General features: G+C 58.1%; 7 protein-coding genes and 2 pseudogenes. 2 read left to right on the top strand and 7 right to left on the bottom strand.

Going from position 1 to position 9,420, the window contains the following annotated elements:
* Window positions 1-184 precede the first annotated feature (184 nt).
* Complete coding sequence (locus AC2GXZ_RS32275) at window positions 185-385, bottom strand: hypothetical protein (RefSeq protein ID WP_483763339.1); 201 nt, start codon at window positions 383-385, stop codon at window positions 185-187.
* Window positions 386-887: 502 nt separating this feature from the next.
* On the opposite strand from AC2GXZ_RS32275, the gene AC2GXZ_RS32280 reads away from it, so the two are divergent.
* Window positions 888-1,217 carry a hypothetical protein gene (locus AC2GXZ_RS32280; protein WP_483763340.1) on the top strand — a complete coding sequence of 110 codons (330 nt, stop codon included), beginning with the start codon at window positions 888-890 and terminating at the stop codon, window positions 1,215-1,217.
* A gap of 327 nt (window positions 1,218-1,544) precedes the next feature.
* Here AC2GXZ_RS32280 and AC2GXZ_RS32285 read toward each other — a convergent pair whose 3' ends face one another.
* From AC2GXZ_RS32285 to AC2GXZ_RS32310, 6 genes and pseudogenes are all read right to left on the bottom strand, one after another.
* Window positions 1,545-3,116 (bottom strand): putative bifunctional diguanylate cyclase/phosphodiesterase, encoded by a 1,572-nt coding sequence (locus AC2GXZ_RS32285; protein WP_483763341.1) that lies wholly within the window; start codon window positions 3,114-3,116, stop codon window positions 1,545-1,547.
* Between the two features lie 259 nt (window positions 3,117-3,375).
* Window positions 3,376-3,810: a ProQ/FINO family protein gene (locus AC2GXZ_RS32290; RefSeq protein ID WP_483763342.1), complete on the bottom strand. Its 435-nt coding sequence runs from the start codon at window positions 3,808-3,810 to the stop codon at window positions 3,376-3,378.
* Window positions 3,807-4,538, bottom strand: coding sequence for a DUF6118 family protein (locus AC2GXZ_RS32295; protein ID WP_483763345.1), 732 nt, complete (start codon window positions 4,536-4,538; stop codon window positions 3,807-3,809). The genes AC2GXZ_RS32290 and AC2GXZ_RS32295 overlap by 4 nt, the downstream gene beginning before the upstream one ends.
* Window positions 4,539-4,587: 49 nt before the next feature.
* Entirely contained in the window at window positions 4,588-5,148 is a 561-nt protein-coding gene (locus tag AC2GXZ_RS32300; RefSeq protein WP_483763343.1) for a TraA, read from the bottom strand.
* Window positions 5,135-7,004: pseudogene (locus AC2GXZ_RS32305) on the bottom strand (AAA family ATPase); the annotation flags it as partial. The gene AC2GXZ_RS32300 and the pseudogene AC2GXZ_RS32305, both read right to left, overlap by 14 nt.
* A gap of 297 nt (window positions 7,005-7,301) precedes the next feature.
* Window positions 7,302-8,326, bottom strand: a pseudogene (locus AC2GXZ_RS32310) (IS110 family RNA-guided transposase).
* Between the two features lie 900 nt (window positions 8,327-9,226).
* Here AC2GXZ_RS32310 and AC2GXZ_RS32315 point away from each other — a divergent pair.
* Window positions 9,227-9,420: hypothetical protein (locus AC2GXZ_RS32315; protein ID WP_483763344.1), on the top strand; the 194-nt coding region annotated here is incomplete at its 3' end.

Below are 9,420 nucleotides of genomic sequence, written 5' to 3' on the forward strand. Positions count from 1 at the left end.
AGTATGACTTCCCCATGAAAACCGGCGAGGCTTATTGGTCGGCCTTGGCCGCATCCAATCGCGCGTTGATGACCCCGGCCCATTTTGAGCGGTCGCGGGAGACGTTTGGGAATGCCTATGCCGAATATAGCCTCAAGGTACGGCAGCAGGGCAAACGATAGATAACGCTGCGCCGGCCAACCCTTCAGTTTTCGCTTTCGGCGACTTGCGAGCGCGTCAAGTAACCAGCGGCAAAGGCCAAGGCCCCAACCGCCAGGATCAGGCCAGCGGTCCCCTTCCGATAGTCGCGCGTGGCTGCGAGAGCCATTTCGGCATCGTTCTGCCAGCGCTGGTACGGGGTCAACTGAGCGTCGCGGTCTTCGGTCTGGTGTCTGAAATAATCCATGTCGATCTCCTTTTCCCGACAAGTCCAAGGAGCTGGACTTGGTTCCCCACGCAAGAAAAGTTGCTTCGACGATAACGATCTACCTGAGCGAGAATTAGGCCGGGAAGTTTCAGACCTCCGGTTCGGGATTTCCTCGTAAGCTTTTGGAATCACCTAACGGACAAATCTCCGAGATTGCACCCGCCGTCCTAAGCAAGGTGCAATGAGGCGGACAGAGGGTTTCGGCACTCTGCCCGCCCCGCACCTCTCCAACCCCGTAACCAGTCCGGCGTCCATAGACACTCGGATGGACACTATTGAAAGCAAGGCAGCCCTGTTATCTGCGGGTGCTTTAAGATACGGACTGCTGTCGCTCTCTACCTGCTCACATAAAGGTGATGGAACCTCAGCTGACTGTGATTCCTGCATTTTCCGCGAAACCAAATCTCATCGCCACTGGTCATCTCCTGTCACAGACAGTGAACCAGACCGCCGTAGAAGAACGCGATTTAGGAGATATATTATGAAGAAGATGCTCGCCCTCGCCGCCATGTTGTCGGCTTCGACCTTTGCCGCAGGCGCGTATGCGCAGGATATCTCCGTCACCGCTCCGGCGCCCAGAGCCGCAGACGTTTCGGTCGTCAACGTCTCAAAGCCCCCAGCATCCGGCGGCGGTTCGCCCCCTCAGGACAAGGTTCAGAACACAACCCCGGAGATGATGCAGGCAGCTCAGGCCCAGATTCAGTCTGATCCGTCGCTCCAGGCTGCGATCAAGGACAGGAATGTTCAGGTTGAGAATGTTGTCGCCGTCGAGACGACGGGAACTGGCGGCAAGATTATTTACGTCAAGTAAGCCTCATTCCCCTAGACAAGGCCGGGTTCTTCTGGGCCCGGCTTTTGCATATCGCCCTGATGAAGGCGACCGGAATTGTCGAACATGCACCAACACCCGTCTCAAAGAATTAAAGTACCGCATATAGGCTAATCCAGCCATACGTTCTCTGTCCGGCAAGGGGCGTTAGCAACCAGATCTACTTTGCTGTGACCGATCGAATAGGTCGCTTCAACTCTGGGCTTATCCTGTAGCAGCTTGAGCCAGCTGATCGCATCATCGACATATGTGTCAAACCGTAGAGCTCGCAAAGGAGACTGATCCGCACCGAGTTTGCCGAAGGCTCCCTCAAACAGCCATCTTCAAGGTGTCGCCGTCTAAGTAAGCAAGCACGTCTCGACCGGGCATTGGCTTGCCAAACAGATATCCCTGGCCAAGCTCTGCCCCCTCTGAGGTCAGCCAGTCTGACTGCTCGATTTCCTCAATTCCCTCGGAAACGACCTTCATCTGCAGGGCCTTGGCCAACGCTAATGTGGAACGAACGATGGCATCATTCTCAGCGTCCTTCCCCAATGCCGAGACATAGCTTTTATCCAATTTCAGGGTGTCGAACCTCAGCTCTTTCAGGTGGTGGATGCTGGCGAAACCGGTCCCGAAATCATCCAGAGCGAGCTTCACGCCGATTTCTCGCAAACTGCGGAATGTTTCCACCGCAAGCGGCATATCCTCAAGCCGCATGTTCTCGGTGATCTCGATCGTTAGTCGTGTCGGAGTTAAGCCAGAAGCCAGGAGAATAGACTGGATCTTCAACGCGAGACCATTTTTTCGAAGAAGAAGCGGCGACATGTTGACGGAAACGCCGAGATGGGCAGGCCACGTCGTTGCTGCGCGGCATGCCTGTTCGAGGATCGTCAGCGTTATCTCATTTATAAGCGACAGTTCCTCTGCGAGCGGAATGAAGAATGCTGGCGAGATTATCCGTGGGCCGTCTATCCATCGAGCAAGTGCTTCGAACCCAACGGTGTTGCCTGTGCGCAAGTCAACAATCGGCTGAAAATACGGCAAGACATTTCCATCAATAATGGCTTGCTTGAGCGCCCGACCGGTATCCTGCTTCTGTTGTTCGATCCGCTCATGGTCAGGATCGAAAATCTGTATTCGCGATTGATCGTTGCTTTTGGCTCGATACAAGGCGATGTCGGCCCGTCTCAGCAGTTCCGCCGAAGCCCGTGCATGACTAGGCATGTATGCTATTCCGATGCTCGCCCCGACGGAGTGTTCGCGACCCGCGATGAAAAATGGTGCGATCAGAGCGCTCTCGATTTCTCTTGCGATCGCTTCTGCCACAGAAACATCAACGTTTCTAATAACACAGGCGAACTCATCTCCGCCCAGCCGACAAATAAGGCCGCTGGCGCGTGCGATATCGCCCAACCTAGTTCCGACTTGTTTGAGAAGCGCATCCCCCGTTGTGTGACCAAAAACGTCGTTGATGCTTTTGAATTTATTGAGATCGAGCAGCATCAGAGCGTGTACATTTCCCGCCCGTGGCTGCTTTTGCGAAATCGCCTCAATCTCCTCAATCAACGACCTTCTGTTGGGAAGACCGGTCAGCGCATCCGTAAATGCCATCGAAATGGCCGTTTCGCGAGACAGTGAAAGCGCAGCGTTAGATCGAGCCAGCTTCACGAGAAGGATATGCATGAGGGCGGTCGGAACCAGCAATGATACAGCCGAGAACCCTAACGTAGTGATGATAAAGCGCCACCTCTCAGTGTCCTCGAAATCCTCGTCATAAGGGAGATCCAATAGCCGCGAGATCGTGCCTTCCCAGCCATGCTCCCATGCGTAAGAGAGAAGAAACGTGCACATCAGAACAGAGACGAAGAAAAGCGTTGTCTTAACAACAGGCTTTGACATTATGGACCGCCGTCAGCATGAGATCGAATACCTTGTACCGCCGTGATCTGCCCCTCGGCGATTTCAGCGATTGCCGCTTTAACTCAGGCAGCAGGCATTCGTTCATATAAACCAATGCTGTTTCGGTCCCATAAATTGACGTGATGAATCAATTGACAAAAAATCCATCCAAAAAGCTCTACCGAATAGTATCGCGAGACGACACCACACTCGGCTTCACCACTACGGCGAGGATATGTTTCCAATCCGGTCGGCATGATCATTCATAAGCTACCTCACTCTCTCGCTGCTGCCGACGCTCCTTCCGCTTTCTCTGCACGATCATGCGATCACTTTCGCTGACTGGCTCGATCGCCTCACCATTGATCTCATGTCGATAGGCATCCGGTTGGGCCGAAGCGAACAGATATCCCGCGCTATGAGCGTAACGACGAAGCGCCTTCCGCGACTCCTTCGGTGACGCATCCGGCCGCAAGAGCGTCTCGATGTCGACGCCAACCCCTACCCTGAACGGCAGCACCCGATCGCCTTCAACCTTCGGCAAAACCGCGATCGGGACAGTCAGCATGGCTGCGATAGCCTTCGCCGCCTCCAACGTGTAGCGGTCAGCTTTAACCGGCCCACGAGCAAATTTCCACGCGGTCGTTGTTTTGTGATCGCGTTCTTCTACAACGCTGGGGCTTTTCTCGCTCACTGAGCCTTCTCCGGTCCTGGCACGACGATCGTGCATTTTTGCTCCTTGCCCACCTTTGCGGCCGCAGCACGGCAATCCGCTAGAGCATCTCTGTTCGCGATAGCAAGCCTGTCCGCCTCTGCCACGCGCCTGACTGTGGCAGGATCAGCGGACGTCATGAGCGAGACGCCGGCATTCCAGACATCCTCGCCCATCACGAGTGCGGCGACACGGCTATCGGCCGAAAATGGCAGAAAGCGCGGCACGAAGGCCAGGAGAAACGCACCGACGACAACACCAATCCCGGCCGCTACCCACATCCGAAAGTCCTGATCCTTGCGATGCAGGGCGCTTTTGTTGTGCGAGGCCAGCACATTGCTGATGCGCTCGAGATCGGACGCCCGGTTCTCGAGCTTCTGGGCGGCCGATCGTACCAATCCCTCGCCACTGCGCTCGAGGACGCGAGCGCAATGCTCGGCACCCTGCCGCAGAACCGGCGCCTGATAGATCGCCTGCAAATGCTCGCCCACGACGGTGAGCTGCTGCGTCATCCGGCCCAGCTCGGCACTGTAATCGACGGTCGCCCCCTGCCGCTCCAACTGATCGAAGGCGGACTCGACACCCTTGCGGATCGTCGTCATCTCCCGGCCGAGATCGGCGGCCAGGTCCTCGACCGTATCGCGCAAGGCTTCGAACGCAGCGGCCGGATCGCCGGCATCATCCTCGTCGTGGAACGCTTCTGGCTCTATGTCCTCAGATGGTGATTGCGATCATCGTCCGTCATGCCGTCTCTTCCTTCTATCGTTCAAGCCCCATGCTCTGGATGCGGCCCTGGGTCAGCTGCCGCTCCATCTCGTGGCTTATGGTCTGATCACGACCGACATAGTTGATCCCCATCTCCTGGGCGCGATTGCGCAGGGTCGTTTCAAGCTGCGGGTCGCCGCCAAGCCGCTGGCTCATCCCGCGCATTTCCGCATCGACCTTACCCCGCGCTTCGTCATTGTTCCAACCCCGGAGCTCCTGCCGTTCGGAACGAAGCTCGTTCCAGCGCTCGATGAGGCGATCGGCCCGAACATTCGGATCGGCCTGCAGAGCGCGTTCCCGGTCCATGCCGTCGACGAGCTGGGCCACGCGTTCGCGTCCGGAAAGCTGCGTCATGGCTTGCGCCGTCTGAGGATCGTATTGCATGGCCGTGCGGACCAGCGGATGCGACCCCGGCCGTACCTGGTCCATGTCGGCCGCTTTTGTGCGGTAGGCCTGCTTCTGGGTATCGAGAACAGGCAGATCCTGATTGAGCTGACGATCGACGGAACCATAGGCCTGCGCATAGCGATCGACAGCCTGCTCAAAGCCTGACATGGGCCGCACCCGCTCTGCCAGCCTGTCGCGCTCGCCCCGATCCTCCTGGCGTCGCTCGCCACCCCGCGCCGCCGGCCGCTCGGCCTGCGCGGCACCACGGCCGGGTTTCAGCTTCAGGCCATCGAACATGCCACGCTGGGAGCGCGCTCCTCGCGCTCAGGATCGGCCTGCGAGGGGGTACGCTCCTGGTAAGCAGAACGCTCGCGGGTTGACCGATCCTGAACAGCCACTGCTGTCGAGCCAGCAGGGAAGGACGCTCGTGCCCCTTGATTGCGGCATCACCAAGATTGATCTCGCTGCGAACGCCGATCGCCTCGGCAATACCGCGCCGCTCGGCAAAGTCCCTGGCATAATCCAGCGTCGTTACTTTCGCTCCGGGACGCGACAGTCGGCTTTCGAGCTGATCATAGGCAAGCTCGCCGGCACCCTGAACCCGCCACCCATTACGATGGGTCTCGGTTCCATCCGGCAAGGTGACGGGAACCGACCCCTCATGACGATGACCGATCGTCGCGCCGATCGCCGGCGACGCCTCGGCCATCGCCCGCCGCAGATCGACACCCCATGTCGTCGAGCGCTCGCCGTTGGCAGTCTCCAGCGTCACGAAATAGCTGTCGCGGTCGCCTTGCCTGTGCTCGTAGGGCGCAACTCCATGCGCCACAAGTTGGCCCGCCGCCTTCCGATCCATGAACTCGTCCTGAGCAGCATAGAGCTGTGCCCCGTCGCGATGACGGGTCATGGCGACGTAGGTGAGGTGCCGATCCATCGTGCCCGACGCCAGCACGAAGGCACGATCGACGGTCGCGCCCTGGTTTTTATGGATCGTCGTCGCATAGCCATGATCAATGGCCTGGCCTGGTAACTGTTCACCGGTACAGTGACGAGATCGGATCTATCCGCGGTTCTCCCGTCGAGCTGTACTTGTATTGCGTCGCGCTCGACGGAGAGCACCTTCCCCAACATGCCGTTCTTGACGCCGAGATCCCGATCGTTTTCCAGAAACACGATCCGGTCGCCTTCGGCAAAATCGCGTTTTCCGTCATTGGTCTGATAGCTCAGAGCACGAGGCCGCTCCTGGCCCCTGCCCTCCCCGATCGAAAGCTCCCCCTCACCTACCCCACCAGATTCGACCTGCGCCAGCTCGCCGCGTTCCTGAAGTCCCGAACGGATCGCATCATTGATGGCGCGAACATCGACACGGCGATGGGCCATTGCCACACGACTGCCGTCCGGACGGTCCTCGCGATCGGCCAGGTAATCCCGCACGATCGCCGCCCGCGCCGCATCACCGTCGGCGGCAAAATGAATGTCCCATGATCCCGATAGGCAGCCAGACCGTCGGCGGTCTTATGGGTGGCGAACGACACTGATGCCTCACGCTGCCAGCCCTCATGCTGCCGGCGGATTTCGGATAGTTCGGCATGGCCGATCCGCTCGGCAATGGCCCGGAACGGTGCGCCGGCACCGATCGCCTGCAGCTGCTCATGATCACCGACAAGAACGATTTTAGCACCGCGCTGCTCGGCCTCGCCAACGAAGCCGGCGAGCTGCGGGCTGCCGACCATGCCCGCCTCATCGATGACAAACACATCGCCGCGGCCGAGCTGGTTTTTCTCCCTGTCCCAAGCGAAAGACCATGATGCCAGCGTGCGGCTTTCAATGCCGGAACTTTCTTCAAGCCCCTCGGCCGCTTTACCGGAGAGCGCCGCACCATGCACCCGATACCCCTGCGCCTCCCAGGCCTCGCGGGCTACTGCAAGCATGGTGGATTTACCAGCGCCGGCAAACACGATGACGGCCGAAATCCGCTCCGGCCCGGTCACATGATCGATCGCATGACGTTGCTCATCCGACAGTCGCGCAGCGCCATCACCGGACGTGTGTGGACGCTCCCTCGAATGCAAGCAAAATCTTCACTCAGTCTTGAACAGTGGTCGGGTGCTGACGTGTGTCCGGCCTCTCGTTGCGACCTCAAACGTCGCGGGCCCATATGGGAGTTCGCAGATCAGGTCCAACACGCTCACGCGCACTCGAGGTGCCGTCCGGTAGAACTGGTTTTCCTAATCCCGTCTCTTGACCGTTTGTCCATATCCTTCGTTCGACCTGCCTACACTCGCAATGACGGTGAGATGTCCTCTCCGCCAGAGGTGATCTTATGCTGCTAGCCTTTTCTCCTCGTAGCGACCTCCGTTTGTCATAAGCGCCCAAGCAATCCGCCCCATCCGATTGGCGAGTGCAACGGTGATCAGCATTGGCGGCTTTTTGCCAATCATGCGCGATAACCAAGACCCTTCGATCGCTCCGCGCCTTGATGCCCAGCGAACGACCGCTGCTGCCCCAATTATCAACAGTCGTCGAAGGTCACGCTGCCCCATTTTGGAGGTTTTACCCAGCCGGGCTTTTCCACCAGATGAGTGCTGGCGCGGTGTCAAACCCATCCACGCAGAGAAATCTCGACCTCGCGTAAAAGTCTCTGCAGGCGGAGCTAAAGCTTCGAGCGCTGTTGCAATGAAGGTCCAATACCCGGAATGCTCATCAGCCGCTTGGCAACATCATCCCGTCGTGCCCTCCGGCCAATCTCCTGATCAAGTTCCCGGACTTTATCCATGAGTGCGCGCAACGTTGCAACCAATGCCAAGCAAGGCGCGCGCGCGGCCTCCGTCAGGCTTGAGCAATCCCCTTCAACTTGACTGATCAGAATACCGACATGCGCGGGGCCTTGCGGAACGGTAATGCCAAACTCTGCCATCAGACCACGCAGGGCATTGATAACTTGGGTCTTTTGCCTCACGAGAAGGTCACGCACCTTAAATACCGTCGCTGAAGCCTGCTTCTCCTGACTTTTGACTGCCACAAAACGCATCGTTGGCCGCATCGCCGCCTCACAGATGGCTTCTGCATCGGCCGCGTCATTCTTCTGTCGCTTCACAAAGGGCTTCACGTAGATCGGCGCGATCAATTTGACCTGGTGCCCGAGCTTTGCAATCTCGCGCCCCCAATGGTGGCTTCCGGCACATGCTTCCATTGCAACGATGCAGGGATCAATCTTCGATAAGAAGTCGAGCAATTTCTTACTCGAAATCTTTCGCCGGAAGAGGATCGAGCCATCAACACTGGCACCGTGAACTTGAATGATGCTCTTGGCCAAATCCAGGCCGACTATACTAACCTTCTCCATGGACGCTCTCTCCTGTGATGGTCCCAACACGACCATTCTGGCACGAAGGTGCCGTTGAGTGGGAGCGTCCACCCCATCGCTCTCTGAATGGCCGCATCCTGCCGACCGATCGCTCCAGCAACATTCCGACGATCGACACCATGACTGCGATCGTCCGCCATCCGCTCGGAAGATCGCGCCATGCCGGATTCAAGATTGACCATTGGCGGGTCGAGTATTTCGCAAGCTCGATCTCTCCCGTCTGCGGGTCAACCCGCTCCGGCTGAAGCTCGGCCAATGCCGGCGATGCCATCACCGACGCTAACGCATTCTGGAACGTTTGGGCGGCGCGGCGGCCTCTGGGGCCTCTGGGCGGCCTGCCACCCAAATTTCCCGGCATTGGAACTGGGCGATGCTTCACGCCATATCCGGCCGATAAAACGATGCCCATGATACGCCGACCACTCGTCCTCCAGACGGCTACCGGGTGTCAGATGCCAATCATACTTCTTTGCCCATCGTTCGGTCATGGTATGCGAACTGGCCTCCCGGGACAGGGACAGCATGGCAGCGCGGGTGCAACGGTAAGGTTGATCAACAATTTTGGATAAGAAAGAACCCACCCCGGAGGGTGGGTCAAGTCGTGCCTGGTCTGGATAGGAAGGCTCCCCTCAGCCGGACGGGAAGTCGGGAAGCCGTGCGCGTATTTCCAACGCGCCGTCCGGCGTGCTTTCGGTAATCAGTGCCATATAGAAGCTGCATCCCAAAGTTTCTAACTGCATTGCATTTTTTCTCTGGTAATCAGCGGCGATGCGCCTGACTGGAGATTGGGATCACGAACGGGCGCGAACCTCTCCACGAACCATATCGCTGGAAGGTGCTAGAATGCTGTCAGAAAACCGCACCGTCACGAGAGAGTGCATGATGCGCAGCATCTCTGCTGCCGGTCGGCCGGTCTATTCAGGAATTTATGGCTTTTATCACGAACCAGGCTGGCAGACCTGCGGTCACCATGGCTGCAACGAAAATACTCAAAATCTTCAGCAGATAAGCGCGTCGCGCTTTCCGGACATCCCACTCATACACCACGACTCATACCCCTATCCTTCACTCAA

The organism is Aliirhizobium sp. YIM B11859 (genome assembly GCF_057163345.1).

Bases quoted from the DNA above. Each gene is read 5' to 3' on its own strand.
- AC2GXZ_RS32275 (WP_483763339.1), bottom strand. From the start codon at position 385: ATGGATTATTTCAGACACCAGACCGAAGACCGCGACGCTCAGTTGACC.
- AC2GXZ_RS32280 (WP_483763340.1), top strand. From the start codon at position 888: ATGAAGAAGATGCTCGCCCTCGCCGCCATGTTGTCGGCTTCGACCTTT.
- AC2GXZ_RS32285 (WP_483763341.1), bottom strand. From the start codon at position 3,116: ATGTCAAAGCCTGTTGTTAAGACAACGCTTTTCTTCGTCTCTGTTCTG.
- AC2GXZ_RS32300 (WP_483763343.1), bottom strand. From the start codon at position 5,148: ATGTCAGGCTTTGAGCAGGCTGTCGATCGCTATGCGCAGGCCTATGGT.